Raw genomic sequence first — 15,016 nt, 5'->3', positions numbered from 1 at the left:
GGCCTTTTTTTATTTTTTTTGTAGGAGAACACCGCATTCTCTGTGGTCGGTATAAGGGAACTGGTCAAAAAGAGCAAACTTCGTAATGTTGTGTGTTTTCGAAAAGTGCTCAATATTATTTTTGAGTGTTTCTGGATTACAGGAAATATAGAGAATGTTATCAAACCTTGCTGCAAGGGCTTCTGTGTCGGGGTCTAGGCCAGCTCTTGGTGGATCAACAAAAATGGTTGAAAAATTATAGCCTTCTAACGCTATCTCTTTTAATCGCCGAAAGGGGCGTTCCTTATTAAGTGCTTGTGTAAACTCTTCGCTAGACATTCGCACAATTTCAATATTGTTACAGTCGTTCTTTTCTATGTTGTATTTAGCAGAATTTACGGAGGTTTTGGATATTTCTGTGGCCAATACTTTGTTGAATTGACGTGACAGCGGAAGAGTGAAGTTGCCGTTACCGCAGTAAAGTTCTAATAGATCGCCGGAAAGCGCTTCGACCGCATTAGAGGCCCAATTTAACATTTTGTTGCAAACATCAGCGTTGGGCTGCGTGAAACTGTTTTCAACTTGCTGATAGTGATAGGCAGAACCGTTGACAGTGAACGTTTCGCTAACAGCATCACGATTGATCACTATTTTTTGTTTTCGGCTACGGCCAATAATTCCGCAGTCAAACGTTGAGGCCAATTGCTCGGCTTTTTCTTGCCATTCACCTGATAATGGGCGGTGGTATATGAGCGATATTAGTGCTTCACCCGTAGTTGATGTAAGGAATTCGGCTTGAAAGAGCTTACGCTTTAAATGTTCACATTGATTTATTTGATCTAGCAGCAATGGCATCAATCGATTTATAGTTGTAGAGCCAATCGTAAAATCTTGAATAATAAAAGGTTTATTGGATACGCCCTTTTGATGCATAGCATAGTTTGCAAGACCTGATTCTTTATCGTGCCAAATTTTGAATTCTGCACGCATACGGAAATGGCTGCTGGGCGACGAAAAAACCTCAAGCTGAGGCGGGTTAAAAACTGAAAACTCTTGCTGGGTTAAGGCTGATTTTACATCGAGTTGTTTTTCATAGTCCGCTTCTAATGCGGCGCCGGTATGTTGCATGTTTAGTACCAACTACTAACGGGTGTGTGGTTCACACAGAGCTCCACGAGCTGTGTGTGATCAATTTCGGTAAAGGGCATTGCCGCCTTTAAAGTGTCTTTACGTTTATCATTAAGGGCAAGCCACCGAAAGCTAAGGTTCTGGCGAATAATGGGTTCCAGCTCATAAGGCATATTGTCGGTTAAGTTCATCAAAACTATGCGGTCGTCGCTGTGAAGGCTGCCCTTTAAAAGTGCGAGGGGCTCTGCTTGGTGTTTAGCGGTACGTTCACAATTTATAATGTGTAGCATAAAGTTTTGGCACTCTTAAAAGTGTATTACTTGCTCGGCTTCTCTTAGTATTGAGTGAAAGCGTGAGCGTTCGACAAGAGGGCTCTTGCCTGATACATACTCAACAATGTTTTCACCGAAATTTTCGGTCAACGTTATGCTGGCGCTAGTGATTTTTTGTTGAAAGGCTATATCGTAACGAATAGGTAAAGTGCTAATCACATAGAGCCTTAAAGGCTGATCAAAAATTTTGGCAGTTACCGCGAAATCGAAGGCGGCTTGTATATCTTCGTTACAGGTGTTCTGGCTAATGGTTATAACCGTGCTCGCCCTTTCGGGCAAGGTATCATCGCTCATAATGTATTCTCACGTACACCAAAAGTGACGGTTCTATCGGCAGAAGCGCTAGCTGCAACTAGCTGCGCCATTCCGGCAACACTAGCGAATTCAAGAGACTGGTCCGTAGTTTGAGGCCGGTATGTCTGGAGGGCATTTATACACGCGACAGCGTCCAAACAGTGCTGAAGAATTAATTGCTGCCAGTGCTTTGCTAAAGGCGCTTCTGCTGAAAGTACAAGGTTACGCACACCCTCCCCGAAAAAAAATAATTGAGATACCGTGTGCTTATTTTTTAGGACGGCCTCTGCAAAGAGCAAGGCTTGTTGTGCCGTTGCTGACTCGGGAGCTGCATTGATGGCAATTACAAAGTTCACAAGGGGCGCTCGTTTTGGGGAGAGATGAGGCATTGTCGCCAGAGTATAATTGGTGAGCCTACAAACAAAAACGGCCCCGCATTGCGGAGCCGTGATTAAGACCTATAAGCCTTAGTCGTCACTACCGCCGAGGAAACTCAGCAATATGGTGAATATATTGTATAAACTCACGTAAAGGGTAACGGTTGCGGAGATGTAATTAGTTTCGCCGCCGTGGATGATGTTGCTGGTTTGCCACATAATTAAAAGCGATGACAAAACCAAAAACATACAGCTAACCGCGAGGCTCAGGCCGCTAATATCTAAAAAGGCCGACGCTAACATAGCGACAAAAGCAACTATAAAGCCGGTCATCATAAAGCCAGTGATAAAGCTCATGTCTTTGCGAGTTACGAGCACATAACCAGATAAACCGAAGAATATAAGCGCGGTACCGCCTAACGCCATAATAACGGGTTCAATGCCGGACATACTTATATAGTGAGTTAATATTGGGCCGAGCGTTAAACCCATATAACCGGTAAGGGCAAAGACCCAAAACAAGCCAGCGGCACTATTTTTGGTTTTCTCAACGGCAAACAGTAACCCGATGTAAGGGAGAAGCATAAAAAGCCCTAAATACGGAAAACCGATAGCCATAGAGATTGTGGCGGTAACGGCACTGAAGGCAATAGTCATGCCCAATAGCGCGTAGGTGTTACGTAATACTTTACCCACCTCAAGGGATGAAAGGCCCGCGGGGGATTGTGTATAAAGCTCTTGCATTATCCAACTCCAATTTTGATGAATTACCGAATATGATACAAACCCCTCTAAAAATAGCAAGAGGGGGGTATGCTGTTCTTTACTTCGGCATTTTAGTCTATATAACGTTCCGGATGTACAAACTATTTATGGGGGTTAATCGACGTTTTTAAAGGTTTTGTATAATACGTACTTAAGTGTGAGGTATTAACCGCACTTGGAATTACCGCAGCTTAAGCAGGTCATGCAGCCATCCATAAGAATCATTGCCTTGGTATAGCACTTCATACACAGCTGCGCGCTTTCAGGAAACTCACCTTCCGCGGACTTGGTGCCTTTTTCCGTTTCATATTCTTCACGTTTCTCAGCCAAAATCTGCTTTTGAATCGCGGAAAGCTCTTCGTCGACAAGCATGCCAATCATTTTCAAATGAGACTCAATGGCCATACCAATTTCGGCTACCAAGGAAGGCATAAAACGACCGCCAGATTTAAAGTACCCACCCTGGGGGTCGAAAACGGCTTTTAACTCTTCTGCTAAAAAGGTGACGTCGCCACCTTTACGGAAAACCGCTGAGATTACACGAGTCAGTGCAACAACCCATTGAAAGTGATCCATATTCTTAGAGTTGATAAAAATTTCAAACGGCCGTCGAGCTTCATGGTCGGTGCCGGGGTTTAAAATAATATCGTTGATAGTGATATAGAGTGCATGGTCAGAAAGCGGCGTTTTAATTTTGTAGGTAGAGCCCAATAGCATTTCCGGGCGGCCAACGTTTTCATGCATGTGTTCGATTTCGGGCTCTACTACTGGTTCTACTGCTGGCGCCACACTCGTTACTGCTGGCGCTCTTTCTGGTAATTCTTTTTGAATAGAATAACCTGTTATTTTTTTATCTATTTTTACAATACTCATGGTCTTAATCCTAAAGTTTACCGTAGTAGCCTTCTTTCATTGCGTCGTATAGGTTAGCGGCGGTGTGTTGTTCACCGTCGTATTCAACCATCTCATTGCCCTTTAACGCTATGCTACTGCCATCGTCCAACTTAAAGTTGTAGGTCGTGTTAGCGAGGTCTTCTTCTTTGACGAGTACGCCTTGGAAGGCTTCTGGGTTGAAGCGGAAGGTAGTACAACCTTTTAGGCCTTTTTCGTGCGCGTAGAGGTAGATATCTTTAAAGTCGTCGTAAGGAATGTCGGTGGGTACGTTAATGGTCTTCGAGATAGAGGAATCTACCCATTTTTGTGCGGCGGCTTGTACATCAACGTGTTGATTCGGTGAAATGCTGTCGGCGCTTACAAAATAATCCGGTAAATTATTGGGGGTCGCGTCACTATCAATTAAGTGGCGATAGGCGAGTAATTCGTACGAGTACACGTCTATTTTTTCTTTCGTCTTGCGGCCTTCGCGAATTACATTACGTGCGTAATGATGAGCGAAGCTCGGTTCAATACCATTGCTCGCATTATTGGCAAGGGACAAGGAGATAGTGCCCGTTGGCGCAATAGATGAGTGATGGGTGAAGCGGCTGCCGAACTCAACAATTTGGTCGATTAACTCGGGGGCTTCTTCGGCTATATTTTGCATATAGCGGCTGTAACGGCTTAGTAGAACGCGTCCGGTAACCTTATCGCCGGCGTTGTAACCGTCTTCGGCCATTTCTGGACGTTGTTCCAGCATTGCTATAGTAACGTCGAATATTTGGTCTAAAACGGGCGCCATACCTTTTTCTTTTGCGAGTTCAATACCCTGTTGCCAGCCCGTTATCGCAAGTTCGCGGCTTACTTGCTCGGTGAAGGCAATAGAGGCTGAACTGCCATATTTAATACCAAGTAGCGCCAAGGTAGAGCCTAAACCCAAAAAGCCCATACCGTGACGACGCTTATTGGTAATCTCGGCTTGTTGCTCAGGTAGCGCGAGGCCGTTAATTTCTACAACGTTATCCAGCATGCGCGTGAAAATACTGACGACTTTACGGTAACGCTCCCAATTAAAACGGGCTTCGTCCGTAAAGGCATTTTCAACAAATAAGGTTAGGTTAACCGAACCCAATAAGCAGCTGCCATAAGGCGGCAGTGGCTGCTCACCACAAGGGTTCGTTGCTCTTATATCTTCACAAAACCAATTGTTATTCTGGTGGTTAACTTTGTCGATCAAAATGAAACCGGGTTCGGCATAATCGTATGTGGAGGTCATTATTTGATTCCACAGCCTTTGAGCCGGTATTTTTTTGTAGACACGACACGCGGTAAGGCCCGCATCGTTGGTAATGTATTTAATACTGTTGGGGACTTTGCGCCAAACCACTTGATCAGGGTCTTGCGTGTCGATAGGGGTGTGGTCTAGATCGGTTTGAGACAGTGGGAATGAAAACGCCCAATCCGTATTGTTTTTAACCGCATTGATAAAGTCGTCGGTAATCAACAGGCTTAAGTTAAACTGGCGCAGCTTGCCATCTTCACGTTTTGCACGAACAAATTCAGGCACGTCTGGATGATGAACATCAAAGGTGGCCATTTGCGCGCCGCGTCGGCCACCAGCCGATGATACGGTAAAGCACATCTTGTCGAATATATCCATAAACGACAACGGGCCCGACGTATACGCACCTGCGCCGGAGACATAAGCGCCTTTAGGGCGTAGCGTAGAAAATTCGTAACCAATGCCGCAGCCCGCTTTAAGTGTTAGGCCGGCTTCTAAGTTCTTCTGCAAAATTCCTTTCATGGAATCTTGAATAGTGCCCGAAACGGTGCAGTTAATAGTGGATGTGGCAGGTTTGTATTCATTTGCACCGGCATTGGAAATAATGCGCCCAGCAGGAATTGCGCCGTTCTCCAAAGCCCATAAAAATTGCTCTTGCCAATATTTTTTACGTTTTGGCTCTTGGTCGGCTAAGGCCTTCGCTACGCGCATGCGGGTGGCGCCTACATCGTCATCGACGGGCACTCCGTGTCCGTCTTTAAGGCGATATTTCTTGTCCCAGATATCTTCTGAGGCCGCTTGAAGCGGTGGAGAGGTGTTTTTTTGATTGTGATTTGTACTATCTGAAAGACTATTTGTAGTGGTATTGGTCATTCCCGATCCCAATATGTAGTGTTTTTAAGGTGGCTGGTATTGAAGCGCGTATTTAAGCTCAGCTCGTTGACCTGCGTCAATCGAAATTATAACGTCGTGCGAACAGAATCATTTTGGCATCATAGTACGCTGAGTCTACATGGCGTATAAAATGAGTTTAGAAGTGAGGAAAAAACGTGAAATAGCGGTAAGTGGCCGGTAACTAGAGGTGGTTTTTTTGTAGGTAGCGCTGAAGCGTATCTTTTTGAGAGGGTGTAAATTTCAACCCAAGGAGCGTGCGTCTGTACAAAATATCATCAGCCTCGTTCGCCCATTCCATTGTGGTTAAATAATCGACTTCTTGTTGGTAGAGCTGATGCCCGAAATGCTGGCCGAGCGACTCCACTGACTGTTTGTTGCCGAGGATATGCGTAGCAAGGCTCCCGTAGTTTTCTGCTAGCCGTTTCAGCAGAGGTGTGGGGATGTTGGGGTAATCGGTGTTTAGAGTTGCAATGAAGTGGTCTATACAACGGCCATCTGAATCTGTTGATGAAGGTCCGAAGTTGCCTCCGGGCAGTATTTCATCCTTAAAGGCAGAGTTTATTTTTTTGCCGGTGAAAGGGTAGAGTATGTCGAGTGCTTGTCGAGCCACTTTGCGGTGCAAGGCAATGTCGACCCCAAAAATATTAAGCAGAACCGCTGCGCCGCCGGGGTTATCTAAATCATGCAAGGGCGTGGTCATGGGGGTTTCGTCGTTAGAGCACGGGTCTGCGATTAGTGCCATTTTAGATTTTCGCTGATAAATAAAATGTGCTGGTTCGAGAACGGCCTGTGGGGCGTGCGGTACTACGGCGTTGTTCCAGGTATCAATAAACCCTTGTCTTAATTCGACGCATTCGGCATAACCGTGCTGATCACATTTTCGTGGCCCGAAGGCAAAAATACCCTCGGCAACGGGGTAAACGTAATAGGCTTGTTTGCTTAGGCCTTGTAGCTTTAGAACGCTTACGGTAGCGACTTCTATGCCAGGGTTGCGAAAGAAAAATTGTGTGCGATGCTCTTCTTTCGCTTTGCAACGTGTTTTCACCCGTAAAATATCTTCAAGTAGCTCATTTGCCCACCAGCCGCTGCAATTCACCAACAGTGTGGTTTGAATCTCAAGGTGGCTTTGTGCTTCTCTTTGAAGCGTCAATTGCCAACAAGTCGATTGGCGTTGGGCGGCAATAAGGGTGTGTTTTGTCAGTATTTCTGCGCCATATGCTTGTGCTTGCAACGCTTTTGAGAGGATAAGCCGAGAGGGCTTTATACGTGCGGCAATACTTTGTGTTTTGGCCGAATGCGCGGGTTTACACAGCGATGACAGTGTTCTATCACGCATCGCCTGGAAATACTGCTCGATGAGCCCGAAGCCTTTGTCTTTTAGGGGGGCGCCGTTTGGCCCTACCACGGGCAGCAGGTCTATCAAATGAGGTGCGAAGCGCCTTAGCCGTTCAAGCTCATCCAGCATGCTGTTTAACTGAAAGTAGTCGAGTGCCGAAAGGTGTTGAAGGTGTGTGCCCGCAAGTGTAACGGGTGGTGCAGAGCCGCTAGAACCAAGGTCGTGGCTGTGTATTAGGAGAGTACTTAGCCCTCTATTGGCGGCTTCGGCAGCAATGCTAACGCCGTTGATACCGCCGCCAATTACCGTTATATCGACTTTTTTCATGATTTCCACCCGCCGAGTTATACCGAAATATTAGCGCTGTATTGCTAATAGTTCTAACTTTCCACGTAAAAATTACGACGGCAGGTAGCCGATTGGCTGCGATAATAGCCAGTGTCTACGGTAGCTTTTTGCCGAATATGTTATTCATCATCGCGGTTATTTCAGCAAACTCGTCGTTAATATTATGCTCCAATTCATCGAAATTGGAATTGATATCGCGGCCACTAATCATATCGCCGTCTCGCTCCATAGAGCGTAAAAAGCTTTCAAAACCTTTGCCTGCATGAAAGTAGCCGCCTTTAGCCAATACATAGCGTGCCACTAAATTACTGCAATCGCGGCATTGGACAAAGACTTTTTGGGTTTCGTCACGAACGAGTACGTTACGCAAATTCCGTGATGCGCAGTTTTGACATTTTTGAACTTTAACTTCCATTACATCTCCCATGACGAATCCTCTGAAGCATAAGATACCTCCGTTGTACCATCTACGGAGGTATCAGCATACTGTGATATGTTTATTTATTGTTATACGCCCATCACTGACAGTATAAAACGCCAGTACATGGGGCCTAGCAGCGCGACACAGGCATAGCCTATAAGCGTTATAAGACCGCCAGTTATTATCATATCTTTACTTTTAATTGCTCTGGAGCTGAACGCAATAGCGTTCGGAGGGGTGCTCACAGGAAGCGCCATCGCCATTGAGCACATTAGTGCTAAAGCAATAACCAGTGACAGGATGTACTCGTTCTCAAAGGGCAAATTCATTACCAGTGGAATAACGAGACCTGCCGTTGCGGTATTACTCATAACCGTAGACATTATACCTGCTACTGCTGCAGTGATCATAAGCAAAATAGCGGGTGATCCGTTTAGCGGCAGTGCATGGATAATAACTTCGCCTAAGCCTGTAATTTTAAGGGCAACACCCAGCGCAAGCCCGCCCGAGACCATATAAAGCACATCCCATGGCAAATCTCTAAAATCTTTGGTGTCGAGTAAGCCAAACCAAAAGCACACAATAATAGGGAAGAGGCCAACAGTACCGGTTGCGAGCCCTAGCGCGCTAGCGAAAAACCAACCCAGTGCGGTGGTAGCAAACACGGCAATAGCGGCCCAATGTTTAAATCCAAAGGTGCCAGTATGGCGCTCGGGCACCTCTAAACGTAAATTTCCTGCTGGGAATAGGCGTAACAGCATCTGCCATAAAAGGAATAAAAAGAGCACCAAAAAGGGTGCCGTCAATGCCATCCATTTAGCAAAAGTAACGGTATAGCCGTGCTCCGTGAGGTAAGTAAGCGCAATAGCATTGGGGGGGGTGCCTATTGGCGTGCCTATACCACCCAAGTTACAGGCGAAGGGTATGCACAGCACTAAGGCTTTTCTGAATGGGTTGGCTTCGGGGATTTTTTTGATCAGCGGGAAAACCATGGTTAGCATCATCGCTGTGGTAGCCGTATTACTAATCCACATGGATAAAAATGAGCAAGCCAAAATAATGCCCAGCAACGTCATGGAAGGTAGGCCCTTGGTTTTACGTAGAATAGCCTGAGCAAATCGAATGTCGAGCCCGTATTTTTGCATCAAGCTAGATAAAACAAAGCCGCCTAAAAACAAAAGAATGATGTTGGAGAAAAAAGGGCTAAAAAATACGCTGCTCTTAAACGCGGTTTCACTCACCGCATTAAGAGAGGGTAATAACCATACTATTTCTAAGCCTAATATGAGGAACGAGACAACAAAAAGTGAAACCCATTCACTAACCCACAGTACCGCGGCAACAACTAATATAGCGGCGGTAATTTCTTGTGCGTGAGTGAGGTTTGTTTTGGGAATACCAAAGAGCTCGATAAAGATAATTGCCGCAAATAATAAAACGGTTGCTGCCAAACTGCGTTTATTGGCGGTGGACATAGTATCTCCTATAGAGAGCGGGCAAAAATGCAGAATAAAAATGTAGGGTTATATGCGTAGGGGAAAATACGCCATGCCGCCATTGTATAGCGCTTCTCGGTTAGCAGGGTTTAGAATTCAATAATGATTGACCTAGGGCAACAAGCCATTACTTCAGGGCTTTATTGCCCACTATTACCTTGCTTGAACAAGCACCCACGGTGAAACCACAACGGCCCAAACTAACGTATCATTTTCGTACCACAAAGAGGCCTCTTCATCCGTTACAGGCTGAACCTCGTGGGAGTTCATCCACGCTTTGATTTGCGTGGCGTCATCTTGGTTAAAAGCGGTTGCAACCGATAACAGATCAATAGAGGGTGCAACAGCAATGGCATGACCAGCAGCAAAAAAACGCTGTAACTCACGCCATGGGATGGTTGCCGTCTCGCTGTTAAGTTTGGCTTTCAGAACGTCGGGGTCGGTAGTGTCTAGCATTTACTGTAATGACCTTAAAATGGTTAATGGCGGCTGATGAGTTACTTTTCTCGTGGACAGCCAACCAATTATACCAATGAGTAGTGCGCCAGAAATAGGCCCTAAGAACATGATTAGCAGGCTTGGTTCAAAGGTTAGCTGAAAGACCTTGGTTTGCAAAAAATACAACGATAACTGAGCACCAAAAGCACCCAGTAAACCGGCCATAAAACCTAAGCTGCTAAACTCTATAATCAATACTTGGCTCACTAATCGTCGCTTCGCGCCGAGCGTTCTTAGAATGGCGCTTTCTTGAAAGCGAATATCTAGCGTTGCCTGCACACTGGTAATAAGCACCAAAATACCCGCTACCAGCACCAGTAAAAGAATAAACTCAATCGCTATAGAGACTTGCCCAATAATATTTTGAACTTGGCGAATCATCTGGTCGAGTTCAATCACAGACGCGGTAGGTACTTTACGGGTGAGTGAGTTGACAAAGATTTTTTGATCCTTGGGTAAATGGAAGCTCGTCATCCAGTTTGTGGCAGTGTTGTCCAGTAACGGTTGATTGAATATCATGTAAAAATTGGGGTTCATTGAATCCCATTGAACCGATCGTATACTGCCGAGCGTAGCGATTACCTGTTGGCCAGTAATACTGAAGGTAAGGCTATCCCCAACCTTAAGGCCAATGCCTTTTGCGTATTCTTCCTCTGCCGATACGACAATACTGGTGTCGGTTTCAGAATGCCAGCTTCCCGCAACAACTGTGTTATCGCCTCCTAGCGCGGTTGCCCACGTTAGATTAAGCTCTCGCTCATAATTCATATGGGATTCGGTTTGTTCCACGCGCGGGGCAATAGAATCGCCATTTACTTCTGTTAAGCGGCCTCGCATCATCGGGTAAAACTGGCTGTACTGAATATTACTTTCGTCGAACAAGTGCTTAACAACGGGTTTGTCATCGTTAAAAATATTAAAAATAAAGTGGTTGGGGGTGTCTTCGGGAATTTGTTTTTGCCACTGATAAATAAGGCTTGTACGCGTATCAATGAGTATGAGTAACAGCATTATTAAGGTTGAAAAAATTACGATTTGAATCGCATTAAAACCTTGGTGCCGCTTTAAATTAGCAATACCCAACCGCCACGCATTACTAAAATGGGCACTTACCCACTTTCCTAGTGTGAGTATGAGCCAAGCTAATAGGCTACCCCCCGCTAACGTAATGAGCCCGCCAATCGCAATTACGCCGGTAATCATTAAATCTTGGCTATACGCCAGTACAAGCGCGTTAATACTCACAAAACCGATAAGCGCCGCAATGCGCGGGTCAATGATACCGCTGCTACTGTCTTGCCTTAACACCGCTGCTGGAGCGACATGACGCAATGAGAGTAAAGGGGGGGCCGCAAATGCGAACAGCGTAACGAAACCGGCGAGGGCGCCCGTAATAAATGACTGTGCAGAGGCCGCCACAAGCCCAGAGGGCAATACAGCGCTTAGTAACTGCAAAATTATCCAGTGCAACAGCCAGCCGATAATGCTGCCTACCAATACGCTCGAGGCACCCAATACTAGCAATACGGTTAAGTAGCGCTTGGTTATCTGAGCAGGTGTTTGGCCAAAGGTTTTTAATAGCGCGACATTGGTCGACTGTCGTATGGCGTAGCGTCTGGCTGCGAGCGCAATGGCTACGCCGCTTAACAGAACACTCAAACTGCCAGCAAGCAGCAGAAACTTTTCGGCGCGTTGTAGCGCATCACCAACGTTTCGGTTGCCGTCTTGCACGCCCACCCAATGGGTGTGACTATCGAGGCTCTCTACAAGGTACTCTTTAAGTGCTTTTAAGGAAGGTGCCGAGCCTTTCAGCAGCAGAGTGTGGTTAACACGGCTACCCACTTGCACTGCGCCAGTCGCCTGAATATCGTTGTAATGCATGATAGCGCGAGGCGCCACACCAAAAAAAGATTGCGGGCTATCAGGCTCTTTTACGAGCACGGCCGATACCGTAAAGTGCGCATCCCCAATTGTCACTTGCGCACCGGGTGAAATCTCCAATGCCGAAAACAGGCGCGGGGCAAGCCATATTTCACCTTGCGCTGGCCCTCGGGTAACCGTATAGCTTTCACCAAAAGGCGCGTTTGCCAAAGTAACGGCACCCTTAAGGGGGTATTGCTGTGTGGCCGCTTTTACCGAAACTAATTGCATTCCGGTGTCAGAAAAGGCCATTGCACGAAAAGACGCCAGCAACGCGGTTTCTAAATCTAAATGTTGTGCCTGATCAGTTATTTCATCTTTAATAGGCAAAGTGCTGCGCACTTGTGCATCGGCAGCGAGAAATTCGGTTGCTTCATCTAAAATCGAATTCTGAATACGGCTGGTGAACAGGCTAATGCTTGTGACCGTGGCCGTGGCTAAAATAAGTGAAAATATTAAAATATTGAGTTCGCCAGCGCGTAAATCCCGCCATAGCAACTTAAAAATAGATGTCATAAGGTGCAATCCAGTTGTCCGGATTCCATTCGAAACTGCTTTTCACAGCGTCCTGCGAGATGTTGGTCGTGCGTTACCAGTACCAGCGTTGTGCCCGCTTCTTTATTCATCGTAAAAAGAAGGTCGGCTATCGCATTACCGGTTTCGGAATCGAGGTTGCCCGTAGGCTCGTCGGCGAACAATACGGGTGCTTCAGACGCAAAAGCACGTGCTAGCGCAACTCGCTGCTGTTCGCCGCCAGACAATTGCCGAGGGTAGTGGTGTTCGCGTTTGCTTAAACCCACGCGCTCAAGATAGCTTTTCGCCTTATCTTCAATATTATCGAGGTTGGCAACCTCCAGCGGCAGCATCACGTTCTCTAGGGCCGTTAAACTACCGAGTAGTTGAAAGTTCTGGAAAACAAACGAAACAAGCTTGGCGCGCACGCCCGCACGCTCTTCTTCCGTTAGTTGTGTTATATCCGTATTGTCGAGAAGTACCTCCCCTGCGCTAGGAATATCTAAGCCTGCTAGCATACCAAGGAGAGTTGACTTACCCGAACCCGACGCGCCTACAATCGCAACAGATTCACCATGCTTGATTTCTAGATTAATACCTTTGAGTATATCGAGGTGGCCATCAAATACAGGGACACGGTGATGAAGATTATGTGTTTTGATCATACTGCATTGCCTTTGCTGAAAGCTTTTACGAACGAGAGAGTTTACCAATAATGATTGTGATCCGTTTATTCAACTGCAACCGCTATTTAAATGTCATTATCCACCTATTAATAGTGGCGTGTATGAGTGCCACAATAAATGTAGCGGCTGCGCCATCGTCTAAACCTTTATTGATCGTTGGAGACAGCCTAAGTGCCGCTTACAACTTAGCCGAAGAACAAGGCTGGGTACATTTACTGCAGCAACGGCTAAAAACCGACGAGCAATATCGAGGCCTCTACACCGTAGTGAACGCCTCTGCGGGAGGAGCAACCAGCGCCGCTGCACTGCAACGCTTGCCTGCACTTCTTAAGCTACACCAGCCGGCCATTGTTGTGCTCGAAATGGGCGCTAACGACGGCCTGCAAGGAAAGCCCATTGCCTATATTACGCAGAACCTGCGAGAACTGATTATTTTAAGTCAGCAAGCTGGAGCAAAAGTTGTCTTGACGGGCATTCGTATCCCTCCCAATTTTGGCAAGCGCTATACCGAACCGTTCTTTAACCAATACAGCGCGTTAGCTGTTGAATATAGCCTGCCCTTAGTGCCTTTCCTTCTAGCGGGGGTGGCGGGAGACTCGTCTCTAATGCAGGCAGATCGTTTACACCCTACCGCAGAAGCCCAACCGATAGTGCTGGATAATGTGTGGCCAATATTAAAAGAGGTATTGTGACGATAGGGTAGTGATAACGGTATACATTCTGTACAACGGCTAAGCCTTTGACTTAATTCACTAAAATTTCGTACAAGCCCTTGCCACAACGGCAATCCCATGTATAATTCCGATCCTTCCGGTGGGCTGGCTGAGTGGTCGAAAGCGGCGGTCTTGAAAACCGTTGAGTGTAATAGCTCCTGGGGTTCGAATCCCTAGCCCACCGCCAATTAAACCCGCGTAATGCGGGGCTTTCAGGGCATAATGGATTGAAACGGAACTAGAATGGGACTGTTTTGGGTCTGAAAGTGAAAAAAGGCTACCGAGAGGTAGCCTTTTTTTTGCTCTGCAAAAGGAAAGGCTATGTCACCCGAAAATGAGAGTATAGAGGGGCACGTTTTTGGCGCTGCCAGTAATGTATTGTTATGGGTGTTCGCCGTGCCTGAGCATGTTGTTGGTGCGGCAATATGGGCAACGTATTCCGTGCTCCAAAATACTTCTGGTGACGATATCGAGCCAAACCCCAACGGCTTATTGGCTAATTCTGCAACGCTCACCGGCTGGTCTTCACGAATAAATCGGCCGTAATGTTTGCGAAGCATTGCTTCAGAAGTGTGGGCCACGTGGGCAATTATCCCATTTATGGGTATTCCTATCGTTAGCATTTGGCTAATAAACGTGTGTCGGCATTGGCTGGGGCCGTGATATCGAACCACAGCCGCGTTTAAATGATTAGCCCACCATTCCCCCCCATTTGGCTCGCATATAATTACGTGCCCAGCGCTCCTAACCCACATACGCCAAGCCACTGACTTGTCTTTTTTAATGCACAACCAAATATCCGCATAGCGCCCAAACGTAAGTTCGGCCAGCCGGGAAGATTCAGGGAAGTGCTTGGAATAGTCGAACGTGCACGGCTTAATTTTGTGCTGAACTGTAGCCACTACATTTTGGGCGTAGGTTACGTTTTCTGGAGTATTGCCCAGCCCCAGCCCCAGCGGCTCGCGGCATTTCTCGCCATTGTAATTAAAATAAATGCGCAACTTACCGCCGCGCCTTTCTACGCCATTTTGCCAAATGGCCTCCCGCGTTGGCACCACTTTTTATTGTTTGTTTATACAGCACCATCTAAACCGTGCCGCGCGGGCAAACCCTTAAGCAGGCATGGGTAATTGTTTAGAGCCGGCATTGTTCAGTAGC

15 protein-coding genes and 1 tRNA gene are annotated in these 15,016 nt (G+C 46.5%); 2 read left to right on the top strand and 14 right to left on the bottom strand.

Going from position 1 to position 15,016, the window contains the following annotated elements:
- Positions 1 to 9: 9 nt before the first annotated feature.
- From trmA to H5647_RS16695, 13 genes are all read right to left on the bottom strand, one after another.
- Entirely contained in the window at positions 10 to 1,107 is a 1,098-nt protein-coding gene (gene trmA, locus H5647_RS16755; RefSeq protein WP_045860187.1) for a tRNA (uridine(54)-C5)-methyltransferase TrmA, read from the bottom strand.
- 2 nt (positions 1,108 to 1,109) lie between these two features.
- Positions 1,110 to 1,397, bottom strand: coding sequence for a hypothetical protein (locus tag H5647_RS16750; protein WP_045860185.1), 288 nt, complete (start codon positions 1,395 to 1,397; stop codon positions 1,110 to 1,112).
- A gap of 15 nt (positions 1,398 to 1,412) precedes the next feature.
- Positions 1,413 to 1,733, bottom strand: coding sequence for a hypothetical protein (locus tag H5647_RS16745; protein WP_045860183.1), 321 nt, complete (start codon positions 1,731 to 1,733; stop codon positions 1,413 to 1,415).
- Positions 1,730 to 2,089 (bottom strand): DsrE family protein, encoded by a 360-nt coding sequence (locus H5647_RS16740; RefSeq protein WP_162926425.1) that lies wholly within the window; start codon positions 2,087 to 2,089, stop codon positions 1,730 to 1,732. Before H5647_RS16740 ends, H5647_RS16745 begins: the two co-directional genes overlap by 4 nt.
- A gap of 111 nt (positions 2,090 to 2,200) precedes the next feature.
- On the bottom strand, positions 2,201 to 2,854 hold the full coding sequence (locus tag H5647_RS16735; protein ID WP_045860178.1) for a Bax inhibitor-1/YccA family protein: 654 nt from the start codon (positions 2,852 to 2,854) through the stop codon (positions 2,201 to 2,203).
- Positions 2,855 to 3,040: 186 nt separating this feature from the next.
- Positions 3,041 to 3,748, bottom strand: a complete 708-nt coding sequence (locus tag H5647_RS16730) for a TSCPD domain-containing protein (RefSeq protein ID WP_045860176.1) — start codon at positions 3,746 to 3,748, stop codon at positions 3,041 to 3,043.
- Between the two features lie 10 nt (positions 3,749 to 3,758).
- Complete coding sequence (locus H5647_RS16725; protein ID WP_045860175.1) at positions 3,759 to 5,906, bottom strand: adenosylcobalamin-dependent ribonucleoside-diphosphate reductase; 2,148 nt, start codon at positions 5,904 to 5,906, stop codon at positions 3,759 to 3,761.
- 202 nt (positions 5,907 to 6,108) lie between these two features.
- The gene (locus H5647_RS16720) at positions 6,109 to 7,590 is read right to left on the bottom strand and encodes an FAD-dependent oxidoreductase (RefSeq protein WP_045860173.1); all 1,482 of its coding nucleotides are present in this window, start codon (positions 7,588 to 7,590) and stop codon (positions 6,109 to 6,111) included.
- A 115-nt stretch (positions 7,591 to 7,705) separates the two neighbouring features.
- Complete coding sequence (locus H5647_RS16715; RefSeq protein ID WP_045861484.1) at positions 7,706 to 8,026, bottom strand: hypothetical protein; 321 nt, start codon at positions 8,024 to 8,026, stop codon at positions 7,706 to 7,708.
- A gap of 92 nt (positions 8,027 to 8,118) precedes the next feature.
- The gene (locus H5647_RS16710; protein WP_045860171.1) at positions 8,119 to 9,507 is read right to left on the bottom strand and encodes an SLC13 family permease; all 1,389 of its coding nucleotides are present in this window, start codon (positions 9,505 to 9,507) and stop codon (positions 8,119 to 8,121) included.
- 174 nt (positions 9,508 to 9,681) lie between these two features.
- Positions 9,682 to 9,984 carry a DUF2288 domain-containing protein gene (locus tag H5647_RS16705; protein WP_045860169.1) on the bottom strand — a complete coding sequence of 101 codons (303 nt, stop codon included), beginning with the start codon at positions 9,982 to 9,984 and terminating at the stop codon, positions 9,682 to 9,684.
- A complete protein-coding gene (locus H5647_RS16700) occupies positions 9,985 to 12,462 on the bottom strand; it encodes an ABC transporter permease (RefSeq protein WP_045860168.1) in 2,478 nt (825 codons plus the stop codon).
- On the bottom strand, positions 12,459 to 13,124 hold the full coding sequence (locus H5647_RS16695; protein WP_045860166.1) for an ABC transporter ATP-binding protein: 666 nt from the start codon (positions 13,122 to 13,124) through the stop codon (positions 12,459 to 12,461). Before H5647_RS16695 ends, H5647_RS16700 begins: the two co-directional genes overlap by 4 nt.
- A gap of 122 nt (positions 13,125 to 13,246) precedes the next feature.
- On the opposite strand from H5647_RS16695, the gene H5647_RS16690 reads away from it, so the two are divergent.
- Both H5647_RS16690 and H5647_RS16685 read left to right on the top strand, forming a co-directional pair.
- Positions 13,247 to 13,837, top strand: coding sequence for an arylesterase (locus H5647_RS16690; protein ID WP_052692122.1), 591 nt, complete (start codon positions 13,247 to 13,249; stop codon positions 13,835 to 13,837).
- Positions 13,838 to 13,957: 120 nt separating this feature from the next.
- Positions 13,958 to 14,045: transfer RNA gene (locus tag H5647_RS16685), tRNA-Ser, on the top strand.
- Positions 14,046 to 14,070: 25 nt separating this feature from the next.
- Here the strand turns inward: H5647_RS16685 and H5647_RS16680 are convergent.
- Positions 14,071 to 14,913 carry an Arm DNA-binding domain-containing protein gene (locus tag H5647_RS16680; protein WP_268871362.1) on the bottom strand — a complete coding sequence of 281 codons (843 nt, stop codon included), beginning with the start codon at positions 14,911 to 14,913 and terminating at the stop codon, positions 14,071 to 14,073.
- Positions 14,914 to 15,016 lie beyond the last annotated feature (103 nt).

Source organism: Teredinibacter purpureus (assembly GCF_014217335.1).
GTDB lineage: Bacteria > Pseudomonadota > Gammaproteobacteria > Pseudomonadales > Cellvibrionaceae > Teredinibacter > Teredinibacter purpureus.
This window is presented reverse-complemented; position numbering and strand designations above follow the sequence as displayed.

Bases quoted from the DNA above. Each gene is read 5' to 3' on its own strand.
- trmA (WP_045860187.1), bottom strand. From the start codon at position 1,107: ATGCAACATACCGGCGCCGCATTAGAAGCGGACTATGAAAAACAACTC.
- H5647_RS16750 (WP_045860185.1), bottom strand. From the start codon at position 1,397: ATGCTACACATTATAAATTGTGAACGTACCGCTAAACACCAAGCAGAG.
- H5647_RS16745 (WP_045860183.1), bottom strand. From the start codon at position 1,733: ATGAGCGATGATACCTTGCCCGAAAGGGCGAGCACGGTTATAACCATT.
- H5647_RS16735 (WP_045860178.1), bottom strand. From the start codon at position 2,854: ATGCAAGAGCTTTATACACAATCCCCCGCGGGCCTTTCATCCCTTGAG.
- H5647_RS16730 (WP_045860176.1), bottom strand. From the start codon at position 3,748: ATGAGTATTGTAAAAATAGATAAAAAAATAACAGGTTATTCTATTCAA.
- H5647_RS16725 (WP_045860175.1), bottom strand. From the start codon at position 5,906: ATGACCAATACCACTACAAATAGTCTTTCAGATAGTACAAATCACAAT.
- H5647_RS16720 (WP_045860173.1), bottom strand. From the start codon at position 7,590: ATGAAAAAAGTCGATATAACGGTAATTGGCGGCGGTATCAACGGCGTT.
- H5647_RS16715 (WP_045861484.1), bottom strand. From the start codon at position 8,026: ATGGAAGTTAAAGTTCAAAAATGTCAAAACTGCGCATCACGGAATTTG.
- H5647_RS16710 (WP_045860171.1), bottom strand. From the start codon at position 9,507: ATGTCCACCGCCAATAAACGCAGTTTGGCAGCAACCGTTTTATTATTT.
- H5647_RS16705 (WP_045860169.1), bottom strand. From the start codon at position 9,984: ATGCTAGACACTACCGACCCCGACGTTCTGAAAGCCAAACTTAACAGC.
- H5647_RS16700 (WP_045860168.1), bottom strand. From the start codon at position 12,462: ATGACATCTATTTTTAAGTTGCTATGGCGGGATTTACGCGCTGGCGAA.
- H5647_RS16695 (WP_045860166.1), bottom strand. From the start codon at position 13,124: ATGATCAAAACACATAATCTTCATCACCGTGTCCCTGTATTTGATGGC.
- H5647_RS16690 (WP_052692122.1), top strand. From the start codon at position 13,247: ATGAGTGCCACAATAAATGTAGCGGCTGCGCCATCGTCTAAACCTTTA.